This window comes from Bradyrhizobium sp. (assembly GCF_050014615.1).
Lineage (GTDB): Bacteria > Pseudomonadota > Alphaproteobacteria > Rhizobiales > Xanthobacteraceae > Bradyrhizobium.
In genome coordinates this window covers 16,080-42,158 of record NZ_JBEKCZ010000016.1, presented here as the reverse complement: position 1 = coordinate 42,158, position 26,079 = coordinate 16,080, and the positions used below count along the sequence as shown (strand labels likewise).

Annotated in this window: 24 protein-coding genes; 16 read left to right on the top strand and 8 right to left on the bottom strand. The window is 61.3% G+C overall.

The annotated features are described in order from the left end of the window. The 4 genes from ABR948_RS04525 to ABR948_RS04510 all read left to right on the top strand — a co-directional run. Positions 1-1,212, top strand: a 1,212-nt coding sequence (locus tag ABR948_RS04525) for a PrkA family serine protein kinase (RefSeq protein WP_428114244.1), incomplete at its 5' end; no start/stop codon positions are given. 19 nt (positions 1,213-1,231) lie between these two features. After that, positions 1,232-2,503, top strand: coding sequence for a YeaH/YhbH family protein (locus tag ABR948_RS04520; RefSeq protein ID WP_428114247.1), 1,272 nt, complete (start codon positions 1,232-1,234; stop codon positions 2,501-2,503). Beyond that, positions 2,500-4,044 carry a SpoVR family protein gene (locus ABR948_RS04515; RefSeq protein ID WP_428114243.1) on the top strand — a complete coding sequence of 515 codons (1,545 nt, stop codon included), beginning with the start codon at positions 2,500-2,502 and terminating at the stop codon, positions 4,042-4,044. The genes ABR948_RS04520 and ABR948_RS04515 overlap by 4 nt, the downstream gene beginning before the upstream one ends. 241 nt (positions 4,045-4,285) lie before the next feature. Next, a complete protein-coding gene (locus ABR948_RS04510; RefSeq protein ID WP_428114242.1) occupies positions 4,286-4,465 on the top strand; it encodes a hypothetical protein in 180 nt (59 codons plus the stop codon). A 61-nt stretch (positions 4,466-4,526) separates the two neighbouring features. Here the strand turns inward: ABR948_RS04510 and ABR948_RS04505 are convergent, their stop codons facing one another. The 6 genes from ABR948_RS04505 to chrA all read right to left on the bottom strand — a co-directional run bounded on the left by ABR948_RS04505 (position 4,527) and on the right by chrA (position 10,740). Beyond that, positions 4,527-5,438 carry an amidohydrolase family protein gene (locus tag ABR948_RS04505; RefSeq protein WP_428114246.1) on the bottom strand — a complete coding sequence of 304 codons (912 nt, stop codon included), beginning with the start codon at positions 5,436-5,438 and terminating at the stop codon, positions 4,527-4,529. Between the two features lie 12 nt (positions 5,439-5,450). After that, positions 5,451-6,422: a DUF1932 domain-containing protein gene (locus ABR948_RS04500; RefSeq protein WP_428114241.1), complete on the bottom strand. Its 972-nt coding sequence runs from the start codon at positions 6,420-6,422 to the stop codon at positions 5,451-5,453. 47 nt (positions 6,423-6,469) lie between these two features. Continuing rightward, a complete protein-coding gene (locus ABR948_RS04495; protein WP_428114240.1) occupies positions 6,470-7,474 on the bottom strand; it encodes a tripartite tricarboxylate transporter substrate binding protein in 1,005 nt (334 codons plus the stop codon). 55 nt (positions 7,475-7,529) lie between these two features. Beyond that, positions 7,530-8,534, bottom strand: a complete 1,005-nt coding sequence (locus ABR948_RS04490) for a tetratricopeptide repeat protein (RefSeq protein WP_428114239.1) — start codon at positions 8,532-8,534, stop codon at positions 7,530-7,532. A gap of 362 nt (positions 8,535-8,896) precedes the next feature. Then, complete coding sequence (locus ABR948_RS04485; protein ID WP_428114238.1) at positions 8,897-9,367, bottom strand: DoxX family protein; 471 nt, start codon at positions 9,365-9,367, stop codon at positions 8,897-8,899. Positions 9,368-9,459: 92 nt separating this feature from the next. Further along, a complete protein-coding gene (gene chrA / locus ABR948_RS04480; RefSeq protein ID WP_428114237.1) occupies positions 9,460-10,740 on the bottom strand; it encodes a chromate efflux transporter in 1,281 nt (426 codons plus the stop codon). 216 nt (positions 10,741-10,956) lie between these two features. On the opposite strand from chrA, the gene ABR948_RS04475 reads away from it, so the two are divergent. Next, positions 10,957-11,895, top strand: a complete 939-nt coding sequence (locus ABR948_RS04475) for a cysteine synthase A (protein WP_428114236.1) — start codon at positions 10,957-10,959, stop codon at positions 11,893-11,895. Between the two features lie 435 nt (positions 11,896-12,330). Here ABR948_RS04475 and ABR948_RS04470 read toward each other — a convergent pair whose 3' ends face one another. After that, a complete protein-coding gene (locus tag ABR948_RS04470; RefSeq protein WP_428114235.1) occupies positions 12,331-13,281 on the bottom strand; it encodes a hypothetical protein in 951 nt (316 codons plus the stop codon). A 409-nt stretch (positions 13,282-13,690) separates the two neighbouring features. Beyond that, on the bottom strand, positions 13,691-15,136 hold the full coding sequence (locus ABR948_RS04465) for a multicopper oxidase family protein (protein ID WP_428114234.1): 1,446 nt from the start codon (positions 15,134-15,136) through the stop codon (positions 13,691-13,693). A 259-nt stretch (positions 15,137-15,395) separates the two neighbouring features. Between ABR948_RS04465 and ABR948_RS04460 the strand changes: the two genes are divergently transcribed. From ABR948_RS04460 to ABR948_RS04410, 11 genes are all read left to right on the top strand, one after another. After that, complete coding sequence (locus ABR948_RS04460; RefSeq protein ID WP_428114233.1) at positions 15,396-16,502, top strand: MBL fold metallo-hydrolase; 1,107 nt, start codon at positions 15,396-15,398, stop codon at positions 16,500-16,502. Between the two features lie 15 nt (positions 16,503-16,517). Next, the gene (locus tag ABR948_RS04455; RefSeq protein ID WP_428114232.1) at positions 16,518-17,141 is read left to right on the top strand and encodes an SCO family protein; all 624 of its coding nucleotides are present in this window, start codon (positions 16,518-16,520) and stop codon (positions 17,139-17,141) included. Between the two features lie 184 nt (positions 17,142-17,325). Further along, entirely contained in the window at positions 17,326-17,487 is a 162-nt protein-coding gene (locus tag ABR948_RS04450) for a Flp family type IVb pilin (protein ID WP_428114231.1), read from the top strand. A 221-nt stretch (positions 17,488-17,708) separates the two neighbouring features. After that, positions 17,709-18,395: a response regulator gene (locus ABR948_RS04445; protein ID WP_428114230.1), complete on the top strand. Its 687-nt coding sequence runs from the start codon at positions 17,709-17,711 to the stop codon at positions 18,393-18,395. After that, entirely contained in the window at positions 18,382-19,746 is a 1,365-nt protein-coding gene (locus tag ABR948_RS04440; protein ID WP_428114229.1) for an ATP-binding protein, read from the top strand. The genes ABR948_RS04445 and ABR948_RS04440 overlap by 14 nt, the downstream gene beginning before the upstream one ends. Positions 19,747-19,845: 99 nt before the next feature. Beyond that, on the top strand, positions 19,846-20,175 hold the full coding sequence (locus tag ABR948_RS04435) for a putative quinol monooxygenase (protein WP_428114228.1): 330 nt from the start codon (positions 19,846-19,848) through the stop codon (positions 20,173-20,175). 183 nt (positions 20,176-20,358) lie between these two features. Continuing rightward, on the top strand, positions 20,359-21,663 hold the full coding sequence (soxC, locus tag ABR948_RS04430) for a sulfite dehydrogenase (protein ID WP_428114227.1): 1,305 nt from the start codon (positions 20,359-20,361) through the stop codon (positions 21,661-21,663). Then, a complete protein-coding gene (locus ABR948_RS04425) occupies positions 21,656-22,243 on the top strand; it encodes a c-type cytochrome (RefSeq protein ID WP_428114226.1) in 588 nt (195 codons plus the stop codon). Before soxC ends, ABR948_RS04425 begins: the two co-directional genes overlap by 8 nt. 51 nt (positions 22,244-22,294) lie before the next feature. Then, positions 22,295-22,987: a putative quinol monooxygenase gene (locus tag ABR948_RS04420; RefSeq protein WP_428114225.1), complete on the top strand. Its 693-nt coding sequence runs from the start codon at positions 22,295-22,297 to the stop codon at positions 22,985-22,987. Between the two features lie 271 nt (positions 22,988-23,258). Next, complete coding sequence (locus ABR948_RS04415) at positions 23,259-24,770, top strand: DUF1800 domain-containing protein (protein ID WP_428114245.1); 1,512 nt, start codon at positions 23,259-23,261, stop codon at positions 24,768-24,770. A gap of 36 nt (positions 24,771-24,806) precedes the next feature. Further along, the gene (locus ABR948_RS04410; protein WP_428114224.1) at positions 24,807-26,000 is read left to right on the top strand and encodes a DUF1501 domain-containing protein; all 1,194 of its coding nucleotides are present in this window, start codon (positions 24,807-24,809) and stop codon (positions 25,998-26,000) included. Positions 26,001-26,079: the final 79 nt, after the last annotated feature.

Here is a 26,079-nt window from a genome sequence, read left to right as displayed (position 1 = left end):
CCCGACGCCTACAGCTATTCGGGCGGCCTCAACCGCGCCAACCAGGGCATCCTCGAATTCGTCGAGATGTTCAAGGCGCCGATCAAGATGCTGCATCCGCTTTTGACCGCGACCCAGGAAGGCAATTACATCGGCACCGAGAATATCGGTGCGATCCCCTTCACCGGGGTCATCCTGGCGCATTCCAACGAATCCGAATGGCAGAGCTTCAAGTCCAACAAGAACAACGAAGCCTTCATCGACCGTATCTGCGTCATCAAGGTGCCCTACTGCCTGCGGGTCACCGAAGAGCAGAAGATCTACGAGAAGCTGATCTCGGGATCGGAACTCGCCGCAGCACCCTGTGCGCCGGCCACGCTGGAAACGCTGGCGCGGTTCTCCGTCATGTCGCGTCTGCGCAAGCACGAGAACTCGACCACCTTTGCGAAAATGCGGGTCTATGACGGCGAAAGCCTGAAAGAGTCCGACCCCAAGGCGCGCAGCGTGCAGGAATACAAGGATGCCGCCGGCGTCGACGAAGGCATGGACGGCGTCTCGACGCGGTTCGCGTTCAAGGTTCTGGCCGCGACCTACAATCACGACACCTCGGAACTTGGCGCCGATCCGGTGCATCTGATGTATGCGCTGGAGCAGTCGATCCGCCGCGAGCAGTTGCCCGAGGAAGTCGAGAAGCGCTACCTCGAATTCATCAAGGCCGAACTGGTGCCGCGCTACGCGGAATTCATCGGGCACGAAATCCAGAAGGCCTATCTCGAATCCTACTCGGACTACGGTCAGAATCTGTTCGACCGTTATGTGGATTACGCCGATGCCTGGATCGAGGATCAGGACTTCAAGGACCCCGACACCAATCAACTGCTCAATCGCGAGCTGCTCAATCAGGAACTGACCAAGATCGAGAAGCCCGCGGGGATCGCCAACCCCAAGGACTTCCGCAACGAGGTCGTCAAGTTCTCGCTGCGCTCGCGGGCCCAGAACGGCGGCAAGAATCCGTCCTGGACCTCCTACGAAAAAATCCGCGAAGTGATCGAGAAACGGATATTCTCGCAGGTCGAAGACCTGCTTCCGGTGATCTCGTTCGGTTCGAAGAAGGACGGCGATACCGAGAAGAAGCACGGCGAATTTGTCGAGCGGATGGTGGGGCGCGGTTATACCGAGCGCCAGGTTCGCCGGCTCGTCGAATGGTACATGCGCGTAAAACAAGCCGGCTGAGGCAGATGCTAGGGTGGCCATGCACATCGTCGATCGGCGTCTGAACCCAGGCAGCAAGAGCCTGGAAAACCGCCAGCGTTTCCTGCGCCGTGCCAAGGCACTGGTTCAGGGCGCGGTGAAGAAGTCCTCCCAGGACCGCGACATCAAGGATGTCCTGGAGGGCGGTGAGGTCAGCATTCCGCTCGATGGAATGAATGAACCGCGCTTTCACCGCGAAGGCGGCACCCGCGACATGGTGCTTCCCGGCAACAAGAAGTTCATCGAAGGCGACCGGTTGCCGCGTTCGGGGGGCGAGGGCCGCGGAAGAGCGTCCGATCCGGGCGAAGGCGACGGCGAGGATGCGTTCCGCTTCGTTCTGAGCCGTGACGAATTCGTCGACCTGTTCCTCGATGATCTCGAATTGCCCGACCTTGCCAAGCGCAAGCTCGCCGAGGCCGAAAGTGAGGGGCTTCACCGCGCCGGCTATGCGACCTCAGGATCGCCGGCGAATATTTCGGTCAGCCGCACGGTGCGGCTGGCGATGGCGCGGCGGGTGGCGTTGCGGCGGCCGCGGCCGGAGACGATTGCCGAGCTCGAGGCAGAACTTGCCGAGGCCGACGAGGCGCGCCGCGCCGAATTGATGGCCGAGATCGAGGCCCTCAAAGCCAAGATGCGCCGGATTCCGTTCATCGATCCGATCGACATCCGGTTCCGCCGCTTCGAGACCGTGCCGAAACCGGTGGCGCAGGCCGTGATGTTCTGCCTGATGGACGTTTCCGGCTCGATGTCTGAACACATGAAGGATCTGGCCAAGCGCTTCTACATGCTGCTGTACGTGTTTCTGACCCGGCGCTACCGGCATGTCGAGATCGTCTTCATTCGCCATACCGACCGCGCCGAAGAGGTCGACGAAGAGACTTTCTTTCACGGGCCGGCATCGGGCGGCACCATGGTTTCGAGCGCGTTGCAGGCGATGCACGAGATCGTCAGGTCGCGGTTCCGTCCCGCCGACTGGAACATCTATGCCGCCCAGGCCTCGGACGGCGACAATTCGATTTCGGACGGCGCCGTCACCGGCCGGCTTTTGACCGAGATGATTCTTCCGGTCAGCCAGTTCTTTGCCTATCTCGAAGTCGGCGAGTCCAATGGCAGCACGTTCGAAATGCCGGATTCCTCGCTGTGGACGCTGTATCAGCGGCTGCGCGCCGATGGCGCGCCGCTGTCGATGCGCAAGGTCACCGACCGCAGCGAAATCTTTCCGGTGTTTCACGACCTGTTCCAGCGTCGCCAGAAGGAGAAAGCCGCGCCATGACCGCGACAGCCGAATACCTTTTTGAGGGAGCGGACTGGGATTTCCCGAAGCTGCAGCGTATCCATGATGCCTGCGAGGAGATCGCGCGAACCGAACTCGGGCTCGATGTCTATCCCAACCAGATCGAGATCATCACCGCCGAGCAGATGCTGGACGCGTATTCCTCGGCCGGCATGCCGCTGTTCTACAAGCATTGGTCGTTCGGCAAGCATTTCGCGCATCACGAGGCGTTCTATCGCAAGGGCCTGCGGGGCCTCGCCTATGAGATCGTGATCAACTCGTCGCCGTGCATTTCCTATCTGATGGAGGAAAACACCGCGACCATGCAGACGCTGGTGATCGCGCATGCCGCGTTCGGCCACAACCATTTCTTCAAGAACAATTATCTGTTCCGGCAATGGACCGACGCCGAGGGCATTCTGGATTATCTCGATTTCGCCAAGAGCTACGTGGCGCAATGCGAGGAGCGTCACGGCCGTCTCGCGGTCGAGCAGACGCTCGATGCGGCGCATGCTCTGATGTCGCACGGCATCGATCGCTATCCCGGCAAGAAGAATCTCGATCTTCGTGCCGAGGAAAAGCGCGCCGGCGAGCGCCGCGCCCATGAGGAGAGTGCGTTCAACGATCTGTGGCGCACGGTTCCGACCGGGCCGATCAAGAGCGCGGAATTGCTCAACTCGGAACGGCGCCGCAAGCTGCTCGGGCTGCCGCAGGAAAATATCCTGTATTTCCTCGAAAAGACCGCGCCGCGCCTGCAATCCTGGCAGCGCGAACTACTCCGGATCGTGCGGCACATCGCGCAGTATTTCTATCCGCAGAGCCAGACCAAGGTCATGAACGAGGGCACCGCGACCTACGTGCATTACCGCATCATGACCCGGCTGCACGAGCAGGGCCGGCTGTCGGACGGCAATTTTCTCGAATTCCTGCAGTCGCACACCAATGTGGTGTTCCAGCCCGAGTTCGACGATCAGCGTTTCTCGGGCTTCAATCCCTACGCGCTCGGCTTTGCGATGATGCAGGACATCGAGCGCATCGTCTCCAACCCTGATGACGAGGACCGCGAGTGGTTTCCCGAGATTGCCGGCAAGGGCGACGTGATGGGTGTGCTGCGCGATATCTGGGCCAATTACCGCGATGAAAGTTTCATCAGCCAGTTCCTGAGCCCGCGGCTGATGCGAAGCCTGCGCATGTTCCATCTGCATGACGACCCGCAGCAGACCGAGGGCATTCTGGTCGACGCCATCCATGATGCCCGCGGCTATCGCCGGATTCGCCGTGAACTGGCACGGCAATATGATGTCGGATACATCGATCCCAATATCGAAGTGGTCGACGTCGATCTGGCGGGCGATCGTCGCCTGATGCTGCGCCATGTGGTGGTGAAGGGCGCCCAGCTGAACGAAACCGACACCAGGCGGGTACTTCAACACCTCGCCGATCTCTGGACCTACGACGTATCGCTGGTTGAAGTCGACGCCAAGAACACGGTTTTGAAAGAGTACGTGCTCAGTCCGCGCGGGCTGGCCGTCGCCGCGTAAAGGCTCGCGCCGCCTGACGCCTGATCGATTCGCGTTGAACCAGAACCGATGCTCTAAGTTTTTGTTTTGACTAGCTTTCCCGGCGTGGACCGGTGTCGGCCTGGCGCGAAAGCGCGATAAAATCCGGTGGATATTCCACGGCGCCTCCAAATGATCTTTTTGGTCGCCGAATTCCGCCCCAATCCCTGCAGGATACTACGATGGGGTATTTACGAATGGGCGTTTATGCAGGGGATTGCACATGGCCTCCAAACGGACTGAAATGGCTATCGAAAAGATCGTCGCGGCGTGCGACGGCAATATGCGCGGCGCGCTTGAGGCGCTGTTGCTGGTGAACGAGCATCTGGAAGCCGAGATCCATCAGCTCTATGCGGCGGTCTCGTTCGTCGGCCGGGATGAATGCTGTGAGACGATGCACTGAAGCGACGCACTGAAACAAGGCGTATGCCGCGTCAGGTTTGTTCGTTTCAAATTTGCTCTCTTCAGGTTTCTTGCCAGTAAAGCCGCATCGGATTGTCGACCAATAGTCTGTGCTGCAGTTCGGCTGAAACCGCGATATGCGGGATGAAGTCGACCAGCAGGCCGTCGTCGGGCATGTGGTCTTTCAGATTGGGATGCGGCCAGTCGGTGCCCCAGAGCACGCGATCCGGAAAGGTCTCGACGATGCGCCGGGCGAACGGGATCACGTCGGGGTAGGGGTTCTGCTCGCCGTGCAACGCCGGCGGTCCCGAAACCGACAGCCGTTCCGGGCAACTGACCTTGGACCATATGTTGCTGTGCTGCGTCATGAACTTCATGAACAGTTCGAACTCGGGGCCATCGACCGATTTGCTGACATCCGGCCGGCCCATGTGATCGACCACGACCACGGTCGGCAACGCCGTGAAGAAATCCCACAGCTCGGGCAGGTCGACCGCCTCGAAATAGATCACCACATGCCAGCCGAGTTTCGCGACGCGGCCGGCGATCTCCATCAATTCGTCTCGCGGCGTGAAATCGACCAGCCGCTTGACGAAGTTGAAGCGCACGCCGCGCACCCCGACCTCATGCAGCGCGTTCAGCTCGGCATCGCTGATGTCGCGCTTGACGGTCGCGACGCCGCGCGCTCTGCCGCCGGAATGCGCCAGGGCATCGGTCAGCGCGCGGTTGTCGGCGCCGTGGCAGGTGGCCTGCACGATGATGTTGCGCGCGAAACCGAGATGATCGCGCAAGGCAAACAGCTGCTGCTTTGACGCATCGCAGGGCGTGTATTTGCGCCCGGCCGCATAGGGGAATTCGGCGCCGGGGCCGAATACATGACAATGCGCGTCGACGGCGCCGGCCGGCACCTTGAAGCGGGGTTTTGAGGGGCCGGCGTACCAGTCGAGCCAGCCCGGGGTTTTTTCAAACTGCATCGTCGCGGTCATTCAGTTGCTTTTCTTTGGCGTGTTGTTCTTTGCCGCGGTGCTGGCCAGGATGCGATCGGCTTCGGTACGCCAGTCCGGGCTGCGGGCAAAGTCGGGCGTGCCTTTTGGTCCGAACAAGCCTTCGTCGGCGAGGTCGGCGACCCATGCCTGGCGCTCGGCGGTGCCCTGCGCGGACCACGGGGTGAGACCGATCTCGCGGACGGTTTCCGCGACTTCGCGGACTTCTTCGCTGCGGCGCCTTCCGTGCTCGATCACGCGCTGGAAGAAATAGGCGCCCTGTTTTTCCCAGTCGATGCCGGGAAAGGTTTCCTGCAGCGACGCCAGCACCGCGTCCTCGACGCCGTAGGCGCGCGCGGTGGTGAAACTTTCGATCACCATCGCCTCAAGGCCCTTGATCATCACGCTGCGGCACATCTTGACCGCCGAGGCGACGCCGAGCTTCTCGCTCGCCACCTTGGCGGCAAAGCCCAGTTCCACCAGCAGCGGCGCAAGCTCCTTGGCGCCGGCGCCGCCCAGCAGTAGCGGCACCTTGATACGATACGGCGGGATCGACGTCATGACCGCGCCTTCGACGTAACGCCCGCCTTGGCCGTCGATCAGCGCCGCGGCACGCTGCTTGGCGCCGGGCGATGCCGAATTGAAATCGAGGAACCAGGCGCCGGATTTCACCGCCGGCGCGCAGGCCTTCGCGACCGGCACGGCCTGGCTGGCGGTGACGGCGGAAACGATGAAATCGGCCTGCGCGGCGAGATCGGCGTGGGACACCACCAGCTCGACGCCATGCGCGCCGGCGTGATCGCGCAAGGCGCCGCCGGTCTGGTCGCTGCGCAGCTTGAGGTCATAGGCGGTCACGCGCACGTCCTGCTTGCGCAGGTCCTCGGCGAGGATGCGGCCGACCTCGCCGTAGCCGACAAGGCCGACATTCCACTGCCTGGGATTGGTCGAGGTCGCGGTCGTTTGGGACGGTGTCATCTGAGATGATCTTTCGAATTGGGATCGGGGGCTTGGCGCAGGCGCGGCTATTGTTTCGGTATTCCGGCTTTCTCGATCACTTTCGCCCACTTGTCGATATCGGATTTGAGCCGGTCCGAGAGTTCCTGCGGCGTGCTCGCTCTGGCCTCGATGCCAAGATCGATCAGGCGCTTTTTGAGGTCGGGGTCCGCGAGGATCTCCTGCAGCGCGCTGTTGAGCGTCTTGATGATTTCCGGCGGGGTGCGGGCGGGCGCGAACAGCGCATTCCAGGAGACGACATCGTAATTGCCGACGCCGCTTTCCTGCAAGGTCGCGACATCGGGCGTGCTTTCCCAGCGCGCCGCGCCCGACGAGGCCAGCGCCCGGAATTTGCCGTCGGCGAGATTGCCTTTGACGGTCGCGTACATGTCGATCATCAGCGCGATGTTGCCTTGCAGCAGCGACACCTCGACTTCGGGTGTTCCGCGAAAGGGGACGACCGTGAAGTCGATACCGGCCGCGGTCTTGAACAATTCAGCCGACAGGTTCTGGGTGCTGCCGATATTGATGGTCCCGACATTGAGCGCGCCGGGTTTGGCTTTCGCCGCGGCGATGAAGTCGCCAATCGTCTTGTACGGCGAACTGGCATTGGTACAGAACACCAGATCAAAGAAGCCCAGGCTCGAAATAGGCGCAAAATCCTTCACCGGATCGAACGGCAGTTTTTCGAACAAGGAAACGCTGACGGCGGTGCCGTTGACCAGGATCGCCAAGGTATAGCCGTCGGGCGCCGATGAGATCACGGCGCGGGCGGCCGCGATGCCGCCGGCGCCGGGCAGATTGTCGACGTAAAAGCGCTGCCCGAGCTTGTCGCCCAGTTTTTCCGCAATCGTGCGTATCGTGGTGTCGGCGACGCCGCCGACGGCAAATGGCACCACGATCCGAACCGGCCGCGTCGGATAGCCGGCCTCCGCGCGGGCCTGATGGGGTGCCGCACCGAGCGCAAAGGTGGCGGACATCGCCAGGGACAGCGCCAGCAACAGGCGCCGGGCGGCGTGATCGACAGATATCATGGAAAACCCTTTATGCTTTTCGTGAAGCTTTTTTCGTGAACGAGGCTGGCGCGGCTCACCGGCGTTGCCGGCGCTTCAGCTCGTTGATGAAGTCGATCGTGGCGCTGTCCTTGGCATCAATTCGAAGCGCGGCTTCGTAGTCTCTCATCGCATCATCGAACTGGTTCAGGAAGTAGTATGAGCGGCCCCGCATGCGATAATTGTAGATCGCATTGGGGTCGAGCGACATCGCCTTGCTGTAATCGACGACCGCGGCCTGATACTGGCCCGATTCGAAATAGGCGTGTGCCCGAAACTCATAGCCCATCTGATAATTCGGCGCGAGTTCGATCAGTTTGACCGCGTCGTCATACATCGCGCGCCAGTTGGAATGGTCTTCATACCAGGAGGCGCGGTTCTCGAAAGCCAGCCATTGCGTCGGGTCGAGCTCGATCGACCTGGAATAGGCGACCAGCGCTTCATTGGACCGCTTCATGTGGTTGAGGGCAACCCCGCGAACCATGTGGGCGTTGGCAAAGCCGGGCTTGAGCAGGATAGCCTGGTCGGTATCCTGCAGGGCACGTTCGTTGTTACCAAGATCGACCCAAAGAATCCCCCGGCTATTGTAATAGTCCGGGTTGCCGGGCGCGAGCGCGATCGCCCGATCGTAGTCGTTCATGGCGAGCTGATACTGCTTGGTCGAATAATAGGCCCATCCGCGATACCAATACGCGTCAGTGATATTGTTGCCCTTGAGGGTTCCGGACGCCAGCAGCGTGGTGCAGTTCGTAATGATATCGGCGTATTGGCCGGACTTGCAGGACGCCATCGCATCGAGCGGCGGTTGGACCACCGGCGGAACGGCGGGCTCTTTGGCCGGCGTTGCCGGCTGATTTTTCGGCGCTTCGGTGACCGGCTTCGCCCAGGGGATAAAGCCCTGCGCGGAGGGCGGGTACAGCCACAGCGTCACCAACAACAGGCCGAGCGCTTGAGGCCATACGATCCAGGCCAGCCGGTACCAGCGGTCATCATACCAGAGCTTGCCGTGGGCCGAGAGCCAGGGTCCCGCGTTCGCGCTCATGGGCAGATCCTTGGGAAGCCCCTTGGGACAATCCTGGAGAGCGTCTTGACTATCATGGATCTGCGCCGGCGCATCGGGTCTCTATCCAGGCTCACGCGAGTTTCAGACGTGACGATAAATCGGCCCTGAAGATCATTCAATCGCTTCGGGAGCCGCCTGAGCGTCAAGCAAACGGCCCCGGCATTTTTGGAGCGTTCTGGCACGCACGGGGCAAACCCAAAATTAGCCGTTTATCTCTATAGATCGGCAGGCCGAAATATTCTGCGGCACGAACAAATTGCCCCTCCACGATTCATTGCGTGCGAGGGGCTTTTTATGGTCCCTATTCCAGCTCGCAGGAAACCGCTTCGCAGGGATCAGGGCTACCGCGCCAGAGCGGCATCCACTGACCAGCGGCCGGCGCCGACGATCAGAAGATAGACGCAGCCCAACAGCATCGTGAGGTCGGCGCGCGATTCATGCATCGTGCTCCAGAAACCGGTGCGTTTGATGTCCGCCGCCAGGTGAAACATCCCCACATCATGTCCGAGCAGGATCGGGAGTTTGGTCGAGACCAGCGCCACGATCATGATGATAATGAGCGGTATCGCCGCCAGCCGCGTCAACAGCCCGAGGATGATCAGCGCGCCGCAAACGGTTTCGACGCAGCCGACGAAAGGGCCCAGCACATCGGGATAGGGAATGCCGATCTTTGCAAACCGTCCTGCGCCCAGGGCATCTGCGAACATCAGTTTCTGGATGCCCTCCGGCACAAAGACCACGAGTCCCACCAGAAGCCGCACCAGGATGGTCCATCCGGATTCGCTGCTGCGCAGCATGTCGTTCCAGTTCATCGCCACATCCCTATCAAGCGTTTGTAGGCTGACTCAGCCTCAACGTCAGCCTATCCGGGGGTCCCGTGATTGTCTCTACGCGGCCATGATATTCACACCAGTTGCGACAGGATGCCGGCGCCGGCCAGCAGCAGCACCACGATCCATGGCGACAGCTTCCAGACCGTGAGCAGCAGGAAGCCTGCCAGCGCCAGCGCGAAATCGCGCGGCGTCAGGACCGCGCTGGTCCAGACCGGATTGTACAGCGCCGCGGCGAGAATGCCGACCACGGCGGCGTTGGTGCCGCGCATCGCGGCCTGGGCTGCCGGGCGTGTACGCATCGCATCCCAGAACGGCAACATGCCATAGACCAGCAGCATGCCCGGAAGCAGCAACGCGACAAGCGCGATGGTTGCCCCCGCAACGCCGTTCGGCGCAGGGCCCGTCACGGCGCCGAGATAGGCGGCAAACGTGAACAGCGGTCCCGGCACCGCCTGGGCCAGTCCATAGCCCGCCAAAAATGCCTCGTTGCTGATCCATCCCGGGGTCACGACTTGCGCCTGCAGCAGCGGCAGCACCACATGGCCGCCGCCGAACACCAGCGCGCCCGCGCGGTAGAAGGCGTCGAACAGCGCGAGCCCCTGAACGTGGCTCGCGGCAACCGCGAGCGGTGATATCAACAGCAGCGCCGCAAACAGCACCAGCGCGATCACACCGGCTTGTCGTGTGACCGGAAAATTCAGATGGCCGGAAACCGGCGCGGCATCTGCGCGGCAGAGCCAAAGGCCGGCGCAGGCCCCGAGCGCGATCGCGGCGATCTGGCTGAGCGATCCCGCGAACAGTACGACGATCGCAACCGCGGCCAGCGCGATCCCTGCGCGGGTACGGTCGGGGGTGAGGGTTCGCGACATGCCCCAGATGGCCTGGGCGACGACCGCAACCGCGACCAGCTTGAGGCCGTGCAGGAAACCCAACGCGACCGGTCCGGTGAATGCGGCAGCCCCCATCGCAAAGGCGAACATGATCAGGGCGGAGGGCATGGTGAAGCCGAACCACGCGGCAAGGCCGCCCAACAGGCCGTTGCCGCGCAACACACCGAGGGAAAAGCCGACCTGGCTCGACGCCGGTCCGGGCAGGAACTGGCAGAGCGCGACCAGATCGGCATAGCTGCTCTCGTCGATCCATTGGCGCCGCACCACCAGTTCATCCCGGTAATAGCCGAGATGGGCGATCGGACCACCGAACGACGTCAGGCCCAGTTTCAGGAACGCCGTGAAGACCTCGCCGACCGTCCCCCGCGCAGGGACTTCCGCCGAATGTGAGATTCGTTCCGAAGGCGTAGCGGGTGTGCTGGACGAAACAGATTCACTCACCACCGAGTCTACTCTCTGCATCAGAGGACGTTTGTCACACTTCTTGCTAACGAAAGCCAAGTAAAAACGCTTTTCCCATTTGCGTGCAGAACGACAAGGAAGTTGCCGAGAATTAGGTGAAAATAGCATCAAATCAATGTTTGGCGAGGCTATAATGCCACGCAGAAATTAAAAGCCAGAGGGGGACTATCTGTGAATGTTCGATCTGGCTTTATAGAATCGATTGGCAATACGCCATTGATCAGGCTGCGCGCAGCGTCGGACATCACGGGTTGCGACATCTATGGTAAGGCAGAATTTCTTAATCCGGGCGGATCGATCAAGGATCGTGCGGCCCTAGCCATCATTAACGATGCCGAGCAACGCGGCCAACTCAAGCCGGGCGGCGTTATCGTGGAAGGCACGGCCGGTAACGTCGGTATCGGCATTGCGCTCGTTGCCAATGCACGCGGTTATCGTTCCGTGATCGTCATGCCTGACACTCAAAGTCAGGAGAAGAAGGACATGCTGCGGCTATGCGGCGCAGATCTGCGTCTGATACCGGCCGTGCCCTATTCCAATCCCGGCCATTATGCTCGCTATTCCGGTCGTCTCGCTGAAGAGCTCGGCGCATTCTGGGCAAATCAGTTCGACAACGTCGCCAACCGTGATGGCCACTATCGCACGACCGGTCCCGAAATTTGGGAACAGACAGACGGAAAGGTTGACGGTTTCACATGCGCCGTCGGCAGTGGCGGGACTTTGGGTGGAATTGCGCGCGCTCTCAAGGAACGCAATCCCGGCGTGAAGATCGCACTCAGCGATCCAATGGGGGCTGCTCTCTACAACTGGTTTACCAGGGGCGAACTGACGACAGAGGGCGACTCGATCACAGAGGGCATCGGGCAAGTACGGGTGACGAATAACCTTGAAGGCACGCCTATCGACATGGCTTACCAGATCACTGATGAGGAGGCTCTACCGGTTTTGTTCGACCTAATCGAACAGGAGGGGCTGGTGTTGGGTGGTTCAAGCGCAATCAACATCGTAGGTGCTATGCGGCTTGCGCGCGACCTTGGCCGCGGTAAGACCATCGTGACCATCCTCGCCGATGGTGGCCAGCGCTACCAGTCCAAGCTCTTCAACCCGGCTTTCCTGCGCCAGAAGCACCTGCCGCTACCGCGTTGGATGCAGTGAGCCGACAGTTCATAGCCAGTTCGTCGCATGGCGTGCTGACCACATCGCTTCAGGACCTTGTTTTTCACTTGGGGCTGACGGGCGCAGCTGGTGCGTCAGGCGAAACAGAATCACTCACCACCACCAAGGCCTCCGGCGTCTCCCGCGGTCGCCAACCCGGCGCGGCGTCAATTCGTCAGCGCCTCGGCCACGAATACCATATCTGCAATTCCGCCGATCGCATCAGTTTTGGAACCATCGCGCCAAAGGCGTGGGTATCGTGATCGAGTATCCAGGTAAAACCGGAAAGCCAGGGTGTGAACTCATCAATCCCTAGCGTTGACGGATATCTGCTTTGTCACGCATTGCGGACTCAAATCGGACATCGCGGCAGGTCCGAAAAGTGCGATCCGCCCCTGCGCGCTCCGCCGACAATTTACAAACGGACTGGTGCCTCTAGGGCCCCACAAGCAGATTTGGAGTTCTTGCCTGCAAGGCAAAAATGCGCTGGCGATCGAGTTCAACCAATGCCCGATCCCTCGGATCGATCGTGCCTGCCTGCATCGCCGTTGTGGTCAAAATCGAGCTGGCACTCGTCGAACCAACGACCGAGAAAGGGATGGACGAGCCGAGGGCGGGTTTGGCTACTTTTCTTAACCCGTGGGACGCGGTTTTCGGTTGCGGCGTCACCGCCAAGGCGACGACCACGGTATGCATATCCGTCCTCCCCGCCTGCAGGCTGGCGTTGGCGCTCGTTAGCCGGAACTGTTGCGAGATCGGACTGAGAGTGAGCGTCGGGGTGAGGCCCGCCGTCAGCGTTGTCGTGAACATCAATGTATCGGCCATTGTAAACAAATCTGTGCCTGCTGCCGTCGATGTTGGTGCCGTTCCACCAGTCCCCGGCGCTCCCGGTGTGAGGGGAGCAGCGGAGTCGTCAATTCGAGAGAGCTTGATGAATGTCCTGACGACTTCTTCCATCCCGATATCTCCCGAAATGGGGTAGATCAAATTTCTTGCAGGCGCATCCCCGCTGCATTCGTGCCAAGGAATGTTCATGAGGTCGGTAAAGGTGTCGACAGTCCTGAAATTGCGGTTTGTCTCCCGCGTGCCATTTATCCCTGTAGACCCTGCAAGTGAGAACATGGCGGGCGACACCCACGGAACCATCCCGGTTGCACCGGCCATGACGTTATTGCCTTCGGTAATGTCGAAAGTAAATTCGTACGCTATGGCTGCGTTCGGGAGATTGCCACGAACGTGTTCGACCGCCTTCCTGGCTTCGCAACGGATTTGTTGAACGATGTCGAATGTTGATTTGCGCGTGACATCGTCCTGAACCGGAACCGCCGAACATCCGAGCAACGTTGACGCAAGACCAGCGAACACAAGTGACTGCGTAGCACGCATGGCATCCCCCTTGCCGTTAGCGCACCCGGTAGCTTAGCGCCCATGTTGGGTGGAACTCGCGCGCGGCTCAAGATGCAACCTGTGGGCGCAGAGGAATTTTCCCCGCATGTGACACAATGGCAACACTGAGCTGGAGCAAATAGCGACCGGTGAGCAAGACTTGGCGTTTTAGGACTGAGCTGTTACCCGCATCGCCCGCGCCGACGACGGTGATTTGAATCGTGGGCCGCCATCGTCGCGCATTGCCGACCGGCGAGGATCTTCATGAAGATGATCTCCGCCATGTGCTCTTTCAGGCGCAGAGTTCGCGTCGCGTTTGATCATCACGGCGAGGTCCGGATGGGTCGGCCGGACGTCCGCTTAACCCCCGAAAGCGACCACATGGCAGACGCCCCGGATCGGGCGCGCCTCAAGCCTTCGCATAGGTGATCAGTCCCATAAAACCCTCGTCCATATGGTCCTGATGATGGCAATGGAACAGAGTGTCGCCGGGATTGTCGGCGACAAGGTCGATCTCCGCGGTGGAGAAGCGCGGCATGCTGATGGTATCCTTCATCAGCCCTGAGGTGGTTTTGTCGCCGATTTTGGTCACCTCGAAACTGTGCCGGTGCAGGTGGACGGGATGCTCGTCGCCGCTGTTGTTGTTCATGACAAGGCGATAGCGCTTGCCGCGCTGCACGGTGAACAACGGAGTCGTATCCGGCCAGACCTTGCCGTTGATGGTCCAGCGGTTGTAGTTGCCACGGCCGCCCGCGATCTTCTCGAATTTCAGATTGATGGTCTCGTCGGGTGAGGCAGTCGGGGCGCTGCGCCCAAACAACGTGTAATCCCATGGAGTCCTGGCGGGAGGGGACCAGACCGGCTCGCCGCTTTGATCCGCATATTCGATGACGACGCCCATGCCCATGTCGCGGTCGTTATTGTCGGTCGATCCGAAGATCCAGATCCCGGGATTATTCATCTCGACAATGACGTCGGCGCGCTCAGCAGCATCGAGTTTCAAAATGTCGACCGCCGCCGGCGCGGGCACGGGATTGCCGTCCAGTGCGATCACGGTGAACCGGTGTCCCGACAGTGCGAGTGATGCAGCCATGCTGGCGCTGGCGTTCAGCAATCGAAAAAGCACCCGCTCTCCCTGGCGCACACGAATCGGCTCGCCATGTCCCAGCATCCGGTCACCGAGCGTCGCCGCACCGTACATGATCTCCAGACCGTTATCCGCTGGCGGTCCCTTGCGCATGTCCTGCATGCTGACCCAGGCACCGTCCCAACGACGGGCGGCCAGCATGATCTCGCGGTCATATCGGCCGGGATCGCCCGCCGCGGGATCGACAATCAGGAAGCCGAACTCGCCGGAATAGGTGCTGCGCGAGAGGTCGGTCATCGCCATCGCGTGGCTGTGGTACCAGCGTGTGCCCGCTGGTTTTGGGATAAAACTATAAAGCAGCGATTCCCCGGGCGCGATGATCGGCGAGCCTTCCTCGATCGCGCCATCCTGATCGGACGGGATGAACAGTCCGTGCCAGTGAACCAGGTTGGGATAGCCGGAATCATTGACCACCTTGATCGTCACCGGCGCGCCTTCCCTCAAGCGCAGCAGCGGTCCGGGAACCCTGTCGTTGTAGCCCGTGGTTTTGATGATTTCGTTCGGCCCGATTTCCAGCGAGATCGGGGCGATCCGGATGGTGTGATCGGCGGACGGTGCGGCAGTCTGCCCGTGGCTGGGGCGGCTCGCGACAGCTGCGAGGCCCGCGCTGCCGGCTCCCTTTAGCAGTTCACGACGCGTGAAGCGCGTCTCCCGAAAGCAGGATTGACCGGCAACAAGCTGGCGCAGCCGTTCGGGCGGGGAAGTCATCGGCTGTCTCCTTCGAGGCGAAACAAGATACGTCATCCTTATCGTTTCCCGATAACGATCGTCAAAGCACGGGACGTTGACCGGTTGATCCTCAACGAGGCGTCGAACATCCTGCCATTGCTGGCGCAGGCTTGTCGGTCGCTTCAACCTGTCTTGCCACGGGCATTTTGGTTGACACGGCGATCAATCGGACCTGTATTTCCGGAACCTGGAAATTGCACAAAACCCAACGATCCCGGACGAATCCAGAAAGTACACCATGCCGAACTTCAATCGACGCGACGCCTTGAAGATGTCTGCCGGCTTTGCCGCCACTGCTGCGGCCGGTGGATTCGCCTGCGTCGAGATGGCCAAGGCGGGTCCGATCGAGGCGCCTGTGATCGACAGACTCAGCGTCCGCGTTCTCGTCGACAGCGCCAGCGATCTTTACTTTCGCCCGCAGGAAGTGGCTGGCGTCAGGACCGAGCCCGGCCGTTCCGCGAATTCATTGCGCCCGCTGCACAGCGAATGGGGACTGTCGCTGCTGCTGGAGCCGCAGCGCGGCGACGACAAGCGCACCTTCCTGCTGGATTATGGCTGGACCCCCGAGACCATCAACGGCAACATGGAATTGCTCAAGGTCGACCCCTCCAAGATCGATGCGCTGATCATGAGCCATGGCCATTTCGACCATTGGGGCGGCCTGCTCGGATTTCTGGAAAAACATCGCAAGGATCTGCCGGCCGACATCACGATGTATGCCGGCGGCGAGGATAATTTCTGCCAGCGCTACAACAGCAGGGGCCCCGGCGAATTGAGCGATTTCGGCATGCTCGATCGTCGCGATATCGCCAGGCAAAACGTCAAGCTGGTGCTGTGCGAGCAGCCGGTCGTGATCGGCGGCCAAGCCTTCACGACAGGCAAGATCACCCGTCGCAGCATCGAGAGGGTGCTTCCCAATACCATGGTGGAGTTCAAGCTCAAGGACGGCGCCGGATGCAACGCGAGCCACTATTTGCCGGCCGAAATGGAGGGCAAGATCGTGCCCGACGAGCATATCCATGAGCACGCGACCTGCTTCCATCTGAAGGGCAAAGGGCTCATCGTGATCTCCTCCTGCGGCCATGTCGGCATCGTCAATTCGGTGCGGCAGGCGATGGAAGTCTCGGGCGTTGACAAGGTCCACGCCATCATGGGCGGCTTTCACCTCGGGCCGGCGCCGGCGGATTACCTCACGCAGGTGGTCAGCGAGATCGGCAAGCTCAATCCGGATGTCCTGATCCCCATGCATTGCAGCGGGCTGAATTTCACCCAGGAAGCGCAGCGGCAATTGCCGGGCAAGGTGCTGACCACGACCACCGGCACCCGCATCACGTTCGGCATCTGATCCCGGAGCGAAGTCATGCCGGGTTCAAGGGCGCGGACGTTGACGATCGTCGCGTCCTTGTTCGGCTTTGGTTTCCTGTACGGCGCGGCGGCGGCAGACGAGCAGCCGTCGGCCGAACAGGCCGCGCAGATGATGGACGATCTGATGTACGGCCGCGGAACCGTCGGCGGACCATTCACGCTGACCGACCCGGCCGGCAAACAACGCAGCGACAGCGAATTCCGCGGCAGACTGATGATCGTGTATTTCGGTTACACGTTTTGCCCCGACGTGTGCCCGGCCGATCTGATGGCGATCACCCAGGCGTTGGATGCGCTGGGTCCGGCCGCCGAAGGCGTGCAGCCGGTTTTCATCACGGTCGATCCGGAGCGGGATACGAAAGTGCTCGGCGAATATGTCGAGGCTTTTCACCACAGCCTGGTCGGACTGACCGGCTCGCCGGAGGAAATTCGCAGGGTCGCCAATTCCTACAAGGCGTTTTACGCGAAGGTGCCGGACGCGCGGGGTGGCGGCTATTCGATCGATCACACCGGCGTCATCTATCTGATGGGCCGGGGCGGCGAGTATCTCGGCTTCATGCCGCCGCAGACCAATCCGGAGCGGTTGACCGAGATATTGCGGAAATATCTGGACAAGTAGCCGCTCAGCAACTGCCAAGCCACAGATACCAGCATCGGTCTGCGCTGATGGCGTCCGTAAATCGGGTTCGTTTACCGTGTTCGTTATACATCGATCAATGTGGCTCGGCTAAAGACAGCGGGTCGCGAGAGAATCCCGCGTTTCGATCCAGAAGGTGAGGGGAAAGAAATGGGGAGGGGACTCAATGCGACTAATCCAAAAATTCTGGCGGGACGAAACCGGCGCTACCGCGATCGAATATGGCCTGATCGCCGCCGGTATTGCGCTTGCGATCATCAGCGCCGTCGATAGCCTGGGTTCCAGGCTCAACGCCAAGTTCACGTCCATCAACAGCTCGCTGAAGTAGCCGCCTCGATCCGGGTCGTGGCCCGGGTGAACCGTGGGGTGGCCGGCGCCTTTCTTCCGCTCGCCGGAAGGATTAACAATGTTCGGGCTTACAGCAGGCTTACAACAGCCTTGCAACAGCCTTGCAGCGGTGCCGGCATTAACCTCTGAGAACTTGTCCGGCGCCGCAAAAGGCCTCAAAGCTAGTCGGGAAAACCCCGAACAGTCTGTGGTTGGCCGCCGATGCGATTGCTGGTCGTTGAAGACAATGCGCAACTTTCCCAACTGCTCGCCAAGGGCCTGGGAATCGCTGGCTATGAGACCGATCTTCTCGCTACCGCCGCGGAAGCCCGGGACGCCCTGCTGACGACGTCTTACGCCGCCGTGATCCTCGATCTCGGATTGCCTGACGGCGATGGCCTGTCGATTCTGCGGGAGCTTAGACATCGCAAGGATCCGACGCCCGTGCTGGTTCTCACCGCGCGCGGCGGACTGCAGGACCGCGTCAACGGTCTGCGCAGCGGCGCCGATGACTATCTGGTCAAACCGTTCGCGCTGGAAGAACTGGTGGCGCGGCTGGAAGCCCAGCTGCGCCGGCCCGGTCAGCAGCTCGGCAGCTCGCTGCATATCGCCAACCTGGAATTCGATCTGCGCAACCGCCAGGCCTCAATCGACGATCAGCCGCAGGTGCTGTCGTCCCGGGAAACCGCGGTGCTGGAACTTTTGATGCGCAGCAAGGGACGCGTGGTGTCGAAGAAGCAGGTCGAAGACCATATCTTCGGGCTTTCCGGCGACGTCGCCTCGAATGCCGTCGAGGTCTATGTCCACCGGCTGCGCAAGCAGCTTTCCGACAAGGGCGCCAAGGTGCAGATCCACACCATCCGCGGCGTCGGATATCTCATCGCCGAGGAAAAGCGTGATCCGGTTTAAATCGATCATCTCACGCATCGTGATCCTGCACGTGATCGCGGTGGCGATCACGTCGATCCTGATGTCGCTGGCGCTGTCGTGGCTGCTTAATCACGCGACCACCAACCTCCATAATGATGCGATGGAAGAGCAGGCGGCATCGGTCGCCCATCACCTGGTCCCGCAGCCCGATGGCAGTCTATCGCTGGCATTGCCACCCGACCTTCAGGGACTCTATTCCCAGCCCTATGGGCGATATTCCTATGCGGTGGTCGATGAGCACGGAAAAACCCTGTTCTCGTCGCTGAAGGATCGGGCGCCGATCTTTCCGGCGGATCCGCGCGCGGCGGCGGTTCAATTCCTCGAAACCCGCAACGGCGGCGCGGCCATCTCGGGCGCGAGTATTCGACGGGCCGTCGGCGACACAACGGTGTGGGTTCAGGCCGCCGAAGACATGGCCAACCGCGACGTCCTGATCGACGACATCGTCGAGGATTTCTACAAGAATGTCGGCTGGATCACGCTGCCGATATTGCTGGTGCTGCTGGTGACCGATATCGCGATCTTTCGCCGCGCGTTGCTGCCGCTGCGGCAGGCTTCGGAAATTGCCCAGCAGATCGGGCCCGCGCGCACCGATGTCCGGTTGCCGCTCAACGAAATTCCAAGCGAGGTCAGGCCGCTGGTCTCGGCGATCAACCAGGCGCTTGACCGGCTCGACCAGGGGTTTCGGGTGCAGCGCGAATTCACCGCGGACGCGGCCCACGAGCTGCGCACGCCGCTGAGCATTCTGCGCACGCGCGTGGAAACCCTGGACGATCCGCGCATCGCCAAGGCGCTGCATCTGGATATCGAGGCGATGAGCCGGGTGGTCGGCCAGTTGCTCGACATCGCGGAACTCGAGGCGTTCACGATCGATCCCTCGGAACTGGCGGATGCGCAGGGTGCTTGCGCCGAGGTCGCCGAGTTCATCGCCCCCCTGGCGCTCGAGCAGGGCCGGGAAATCGCGCTGCTCGGCGTCAGCACGCCGGTATGGGTCAAGGGCAATGCCGAGATGATGAAACGCGCGATCCGCAATCTCGCCGAAAACGCCATCAAGCACGCGCCTGTGGACACGGTCGTCGAGTTCGTCGTCGAGGAAAACGGCACCGTCAAGGTGCTGGACCGCGGTCCCGGAATTGCCAATGAAGAGCGGGAGCTGATCTTTCAGCGCTTCTGGCGCCGCGATCGCAACCAGCAGGGCAGCACTGGATTGGGGCTTTCGATCGTGCAGCGCATCGTCGAACTGCACGGCGCCAGTATTGCGGTCGAAAACCGGGTGCTGGGCGGCGCGCAGTTCTCGCTGCATTTTGTCACCGCTGACAAGACCGCCTGACAAATACTCGCCAGACGGCAACACTTCGATGGTTGACGAACCATTCCGGGACGCCGGCGTGCTATCGCCCGCAATCGAAGGCATTGCGGAGAATCAGCCATGAAAAAAACCAGCTATGCGCCAGCGGATATCAATGAGGGATTTGTCGTCGCGGTCACGATCGAAGCCAAAGAAGGCGAGGCGGATGCCGTGGCGGCGCTGATCGCGGGGCTGGTTGCCCCAACCCTGGCGGAGCCGGGCGTCAAGCTTTTCATTCCCTATCGCTCGCCGGCCAATCCGCGGCTGTTTTTTATCTTCGAACTATATATTGCCGAGGATGGATGGCGCGCGCATCAGGAAACGGCGCATTTCAAGGCCGCCGTCGGCGAACTCCTGCCGCGCGCTTCCCGCCGCGAGCGCATTCCATTCGTGCCCTATGCCATGGTTTAGGGCCGGTCTTGAGCTGTAGTACCGGGTTCCGCCGCTGCGCCGAAGAGGTCGCCTGGATCCTAGCCCGCGCGAAGCGATGGGCTGCCAGCTGAAAATACCGCCTGTTGAAATATCCGGAAGGGTTAGACTAAAGGTCATTTCGCGGGTTATCTCACGCGCGCGGCTTTCGCACGGAAACGCATGATGACCGGACCGACCGACCCCGACGATAATCCTGCTTTGGATATGGCCTCGGATAATGCCGCGCCGTCGCGCCGGGGTTTCCTGCGTGACGGAGCTGCCTTGATCGGTGGCGCGATGCTGGCGGGCGGGCTCAAAGGCGAGGCGTCGGCGGCCGGCGCCGACAACCTGCCGCCCAATATCCCGGAATGGATGAAAGCCCCCGGCGATCCCATGGGGAGCCAGCCTTACGGAACGCCTTCGCCTTTCGAGAACGGCGTGGTCAAGAATATCTCGAAAAATCTGAAACAATATATTTCGGCGTCAGGACGTTCGCCGCTTGGGGATCTCGATGGCATCATCACGCCGAACGGACTGTTTTATGAGCGTCATCACGGCGGGGTTCCCAGCATCGATCCAGAGCAGCATCGGTTGATGCTGCATGGTTTGGTGGACCGGCCGCTGATCTTCACGATGGAGGACATCCGCCGCTTTCCCCAGGAATCGCGGATTCACTTTATCGAATGTTCGGGCAATCCGGCCTACACCAAACCCTACGGCAAGACGGCCTCCGATGTGGCGGGGTTGCTAAGCTGCGCGGAGTGGACCGGGGTCAGCCTGAAACTGGTGTTGCAGGAAGCGGGATTGCGTCCCGAGGCGAAATGGATCGTGGCCGAGGGCGCCGATGCCGCGGCGCTGACACGCAGTATTCCGATTGAAAAATGTCTCGACGACGCGATGCTGGTGTACAGCCAGAATGGCGAGCGGCTGCGCCCGCAGCAAGGCTATCCGCTGCGGCTCTTGTTGCCCGGCTTCGAAGGCAACATGAACGTGAAGTGGCTGCGTCGCCTGAAAGCCGTGACAGAGCCGGTTTACTCCCGGGAGGAAACCTCGAAATACACCGACCTGATGCCGGACGGCACCGCGCGGGAATTCACCTTCTATATGGAAGCCAAATCCATCATCACCCGGCCATCGGGCGGTCAAAAACTGAAGCAGCAGGGCTTCCACGAGATCACAGGGCTTGCGTGGAGCGGGCATGGCAAGATCAAGCGCGTCGACGTCTCGGTCGATGACGGCAACAGCTGGCAGCAAGCGCGGCTGCAGGAGCCGGTTCTGACCCGGGCTTTGACCCGCTTCCGGCTGCCATGGCGGTGGGACGGTCAGCCGGCGGTGATTCAAAGCCGCGCGATCGACGAGACGGACTATGTGCAACCGACCTTTGCGGAGCTGCTGGCGGCGCGCGGCGAGAATTCCTTCTACCACAACAATGCCGTTCAGCCGTGGCGCATCGACGCGCAGGGGCAAGTGACCAATGCCAATGCGTGAGGTTGCCTTCGCCGCGCTGATCGCCGTGGTGTCGGGATTGCCGGTGCACGCGCAGGCCCAGACACAGCCAAAAGAAAATGGCGGTTACGGCATCGGTCGAACCGCGACGCCAGCCGAGATCGCCGGCTGGAATATCGATGTCGATCGCAACGGTGGCAATCTGCCGCCGGGCCGCGGCAGTGTCGCGCATGGCCGCGAGGTGTTCGATCAGCAGTGCGCGGCGTGCCATGGCGCCAACGGCGAGGGCGGCGTGGGCGATCAATTGGTCGGCGGACAGGGCACGATTGCGACGCCGAAGCCGGTCCGGACCGTCGGCAGCTATTGGCCTTACGCCCCGACTTTGTTCGACTACATCCGCCGGGCCATGCCGCAGAATGCGCCGCAATCCCTCGGCAATGACGATGTCTATGCGGTCTCCGCCTACATTCTCCACCTCAACGGGCTGATTCCGGCCGACGCCACCCTTGACGCCGGGGCCTTGAGTGCGATCAAAATGCCGAACCGAAACATGTTCGTCGGCGATCCCCGCCCCGACGTGAAAAACCCCGCATGCGTGACGGACTGTGCGGGCAAAAAATAAAACGGAGATCTCCATGAGGTCCCATCCGTCGCCATACCGGAGGAAGTCCCAATGCATCGATACTTTGTCGCGGCTGTTATGATCATGGCCGGTCTGTTGGCCCATGGCGGCACCGCGCTCGCGCAAGACGCCGCGCAGCCTGTCTATATCGTCAGCTATATCGAAATTGCGCCGAGTTCGGCGGCCGAGGCGCGCAAGCTCATTCTCGGTTACGTGGCCGATGCGAAACAAGCCCCCGGCGCCGTCCAGATCGAGGCGCTGCAGCGCATTTCCGATCCCAGCCATTTCGGGCTGATCGAGCAATGGCAGTCCTCAAGCGCCAAGCAGGCCTTCGCCGCGACCGATGCCGCTGCGAAATTCCGGGCCACGCTCGCGCCGTTGCAAAGCGCGCCCTACGACGAGCGCATTCACGCCGCGTTCTCGGTCGGCCCAATGATGCCGACATCGGGCGATCCCGTCGTGATCATGACCCACGTCGATATCATTCCGACCCAGGTCGAGCCCGGCACCGCGAAGGTGAAGAGCTTCGTCGAGCAGGGGCGGGGTAGCGCGGGCAACCGCCGTTTCGATGATCTGATCCAGTCGAGCCGGAAGAATCATTTCACGATTGTCGAAAGCTGGGACACGCCCGCGGACAAGAGCAACTGGATCTCGTCGCCGGCTGCGCGAGCCTTCCGGCAGGAACTGCAGCCGATGAGTGGCGGCCTGTACGACGAGCGGGCCTACCGGCTGCTGCGCGGATAGCGACCTCACTTCCGTTACTATTGCCCGTTAGCTTCACCTGACATCATGGTGGGAACCAACCTTCCCGCCATGATTTCTATGCTTTTTGTTCAGAACATATTCATGCGCTCCCGGCCATATTGTCAGGCAGGGAAAACATCGCGTGCGTGCGGCTGCGATTGACGGATTGCAACACCGGTAAAATCGGATGGAACCAGAACTCCCACCAGAACTCCCCAAGAAATCCTGTCGCGGCCGGCTGGCCGCCGCGCTCAGCCTTGCCGCATTGGCCATGCCAGCCGCCACCGGGATACTCGCCACCGGGATACTCGGCGTGGCGGCGTCCAGCGCCGCCGAGCTGAACCCGCGCGACATGATTCTGCTCGATCGCCTGACCTTTGGAATCAACGCCTCGAGCGCGGCGCATTTCCAGGCGGTCGGCACCGAGCGCTGGCTTGCCGAGCAGTTGCATCCGGCACCCAATACCGCATTGCCTGATGCGGTTCGGACGCAGATCGAGGCGATGCCTGATGTGAACAAGCTGCCTTTCGATATCGCTGTCGCGTTCGAGCAGCAGGCCAAGAGCGCCAACGGGGTCGCCGATCCCGACCAGAAAAAGGCGGCGCAGCAGGTCTATCAGCAGGCCATGAACGATCGGGCCAAACAGGCCGCGGCACGCACCATCCTGCGCGCGCTCTATGCGCCGGACCAGCTGCGCGAACGCATGGCCTGGTTCTGGTTCAACCATTTCAACGTGCATCAATACAAGGCCAACATCCGCATCCTGATCGGCGACTATCAGGACCGCGCCATCCGGCCGCTGGCGCTCGGCAAGTTCCGCGATCTGCTGGTCGCCACCCTGCATCATCCGGCGATGCTGCGTTACCTCGATAATTCCGATAACGCGGCGGGACATCTGAACGAGAACTATGCCCGCGAGATCATGGAACTGCACACCATGGGCGTCGGCTCCGGTTACACCCAGGCGGATGTCGAGGCGCTGGCCCGTATTCTGACCGGCGTCGGCATCGATCTGAAGCCGGAAGACCCCAAGCTCAAGCCGGAGCTGCAATCGCAGCTGGTGCGCGAGGGCGCCTTCGAATTCAATCCGGCGCGGCATGATTACGGCGACAAGATTTTTCTCGGCCACACCATCAAGGGAAGCGGGCTCGCCGAAGTGAACGAGGCGATCGATATCCTCGCCCGCCATCCCGCGACCGCCACGCGTCTTTGCCGGCAGATCGCGGCTTATTTCGTTTCGGATAATCCGCCCGAACCGCTGGTGCAGCGGATGGCGCAAACCTTCAAATCGACCGACGGCGATATATCGGCGGTGCTTGCCGCGATGGTTCATGCGCCGGAGTTCACGGCTTCCCTGAAGCCAGGCGCCAAGTTCAAGGACCCCGTGCAATACGTGTTCTCGGCGGTTCGTCTGGCCTATGACGACAAGGTCATCCTCAATACCCAGCCGATCCAGGGCTGGCTCAATCGATTGGGCGAAGGATTGTTCAATCACGAAACGCCGGATGGCTATTCGATGGCTTCCGCATCCTGGAACGGGCCGGGACAAATGACGCTGCGTTTCGAGATCGCGCGCCAGATCGGCTCGGGGTCCTCCGGGTTGTTCAAGCCGGACCTGCCCAACGCGGTCGATCAGCCGGCCTTTCCCCTGATTCAGAACTCGCTCTATTTCAACGGATTGCGCCAGACCTTGGGCCCGACCACATTGACGGCGCTCGATCAGGCGATCTCACCGCAGGACTGGAATACATTGTTTTTGTCGTCGCCCGAGTTCATGCGCTGACATCAGCGCCGAAGAAACGCACGAGGGATTGAACCCATGAATCGCCGCGATCTGATCAAGGCCTTTGCCGCCGCTGTGCCGCTGACGGTGGCCGGCCGTGTCTGGGCCGCACCCGCCACCGATGCCAAATTGCTGGTGGTGTTTCTGCGCGGCGCCTACGATGCCGCCAATGTCGTGGTTCCCGTGGCAAGCGATTTCTACCATAATTCGCGGCCGACGCTCGGCATCGCCAAGCCCGACGCCGGCAATCCCAATGCCGCGCTGTCGCTCGGCGCGGAGTGGGGGCTGCATCCGGCCTTGCGCGACAGCATCTATCCGTTGTGGGCCAAGCGCGAAATTGCGTTTGTTCCCTTTGCCGGCACGTCGGACGATTTGACGCGGAGCCACTTCGAGACTCAGGACACGATCGAGCTCGGTCAGGCGGCCGGCGGCTCGCGCGATTATCGTTCCGGCTTCATGAGCCGGCTCGCCACTGAACTCACGCGCGTCAAGCCGATTTCCTTTACCGATCAGCTGCCGCTGATCTTTCGCGGCAAGTCGCAGATCGCCAATATCGGATTGAACAGCGTCGGCAAGCCCGGCGTCGACGATCGCCAGGCGCGGCTGATCAAGGATATGTATGCGCAAAGCGATCTTGCTTCCTCGGTTTCGGAAGGCTTCCGGATTCGCGACGACGTCTACCGCTCGATTTCGGAGGAGATGAACGCCGCCAATCGCGGCGCGGTTTCGCCGCGCGGCTTCGAGCTGTCGGCGCGGCGGATCGGCCGGTTGATGCGCGAGCAGTTCAACCTCGGCTTTGTCGATGTCGGCGGCTGGGATACCCATGTCAACCAGGGCGCGGCGACCGGCTATCTCGCCGACCGCCTCGGCGAACTCGGCCGCGCGCTGGCTGGATTTTCCGAAGAGGTCGGACCGGCGGGATGGCGCGACACCGTTGTCGTGGTGATTTCCGAATTCGGCCGCACCTTCCGCGAGAATGGCGACCACGGCACCGACCACGGCCATGGCAGCGTCTACTGGGTGATGGGCGGCGGCATCAATGGCGGCCGCATTGTCGGCGAACAGGTCAAGGTCGATCAGGCCAATCTGTTTCAAAACCGCGACTATCCGGTTCTGACCGACTACCGCGCGATGTTCGGCGGACTGTTCCAGCGCATGTTCGGGCTGGAGACCGCCAGTGTTCAGCGCATCTTCACCGGCGTGCATTCGGCGGAGCTGGGACTGGTCTAGGCAAAAATCCTGCTCATAAATGCAGCGGCCAGACTAATTGCTTAACCTCATGCATTTACTCGAATTTCACAGAGTTCCC

Excerpts from the sequence above, each read along its gene's own strand:
- ABR948_RS04520 (WP_428114247.1), top strand. The coding sequence starts at position 1,232 with ATGCACATCGTCGATCGGCGTCTGAACCCAGGCAGCAAGAGCCTGGAA.
- ABR948_RS04515 (WP_428114243.1), top strand. The coding sequence starts at position 2,500 with ATGACCGCGACAGCCGAATACCTTTTTGAGGGAGCGGACTGGGATTTC.
- ABR948_RS04510 (WP_428114242.1), top strand. The coding sequence starts at position 4,286 with ATGGCCTCCAAACGGACTGAAATGGCTATCGAAAAGATCGTCGCGGCG.
- ABR948_RS04505 (WP_428114246.1), bottom strand. The coding sequence starts at position 5,438 with ATGCAGTTTGAAAAAACCCCGGGCTGGCTCGACTGGTACGCCGGCCCC.
- ABR948_RS04500 (WP_428114241.1), bottom strand. The coding sequence starts at position 6,422 with ATGACACCGTCCCAAACGACCGCGACCTCGACCAATCCCAGGCAGTGG.
- ABR948_RS04495 (WP_428114240.1), bottom strand. The coding sequence starts at position 7,474 with ATGATATCTGTCGATCACGCCGCCCGGCGCCTGTTGCTGGCGCTGTCC.
- ABR948_RS04490 (WP_428114239.1), bottom strand. The coding sequence starts at position 8,534 with ATGAGCGCGAACGCGGGACCCTGGCTCTCGGCCCACGGCAAGCTCTGG.
- ABR948_RS04485 (WP_428114238.1), bottom strand. The coding sequence starts at position 9,367 with ATGAACTGGAACGACATGCTGCGCAGCAGCGAATCCGGATGGACCATC.
- chrA (WP_428114237.1), bottom strand. The coding sequence starts at position 10,740 with ATGCAGAGAGTAGACTCGGTGGTGAGTGAATCTGTTTCGTCCAGCACA.
- ABR948_RS04470 (WP_428114235.1), bottom strand. The coding sequence starts at position 13,281 with ATGCGTGCTACGCAGTCACTTGTGTTCGCTGGTCTTGCGTCAACGTTG.
- ABR948_RS04465 (WP_428114234.1), bottom strand. The coding sequence starts at position 15,136 with ATGACTTCCCCGCCCGAACGGCTGCGCCAGCTTGTTGCCGGTCAATCC.
- ABR948_RS04460 (WP_428114233.1), top strand. The coding sequence starts at position 15,396 with ATGCCGAACTTCAATCGACGCGACGCCTTGAAGATGTCTGCCGGCTTT.
- ABR948_RS04455 (WP_428114232.1), top strand. The coding sequence starts at position 16,518 with ATGCCGGGTTCAAGGGCGCGGACGTTGACGATCGTCGCGTCCTTGTTC.
- ABR948_RS04450 (WP_428114231.1), top strand. The coding sequence starts at position 17,326 with ATGCGACTAATCCAAAAATTCTGGCGGGACGAAACCGGCGCTACCGCG.
- ABR948_RS04445 (WP_428114230.1), top strand. The coding sequence starts at position 17,709 with ATGCGATTGCTGGTCGTTGAAGACAATGCGCAACTTTCCCAACTGCTC.
- ABR948_RS04435 (WP_428114228.1), top strand. The coding sequence starts at position 19,846 with ATGAAAAAAACCAGCTATGCGCCAGCGGATATCAATGAGGGATTTGTC.
- soxC (WP_428114227.1), top strand. The coding sequence starts at position 20,359 with ATGACCGGACCGACCGACCCCGACGATAATCCTGCTTTGGATATGGCC.
- ABR948_RS04425 (WP_428114226.1), top strand. The coding sequence starts at position 21,656 with ATGCGTGAGGTTGCCTTCGCCGCGCTGATCGCCGTGGTGTCGGGATTG.
- ABR948_RS04420 (WP_428114225.1), top strand. The coding sequence starts at position 22,295 with ATGCATCGATACTTTGTCGCGGCTGTTATGATCATGGCCGGTCTGTTG.
- ABR948_RS04415 (WP_428114245.1), top strand. The coding sequence starts at position 23,259 with ATGCCAGCCGCCACCGGGATACTCGCCACCGGGATACTCGGCGTGGCG.
- ABR948_RS04410 (WP_428114224.1), top strand. The coding sequence starts at position 24,807 with ATGAATCGCCGCGATCTGATCAAGGCCTTTGCCGCCGCTGTGCCGCTG.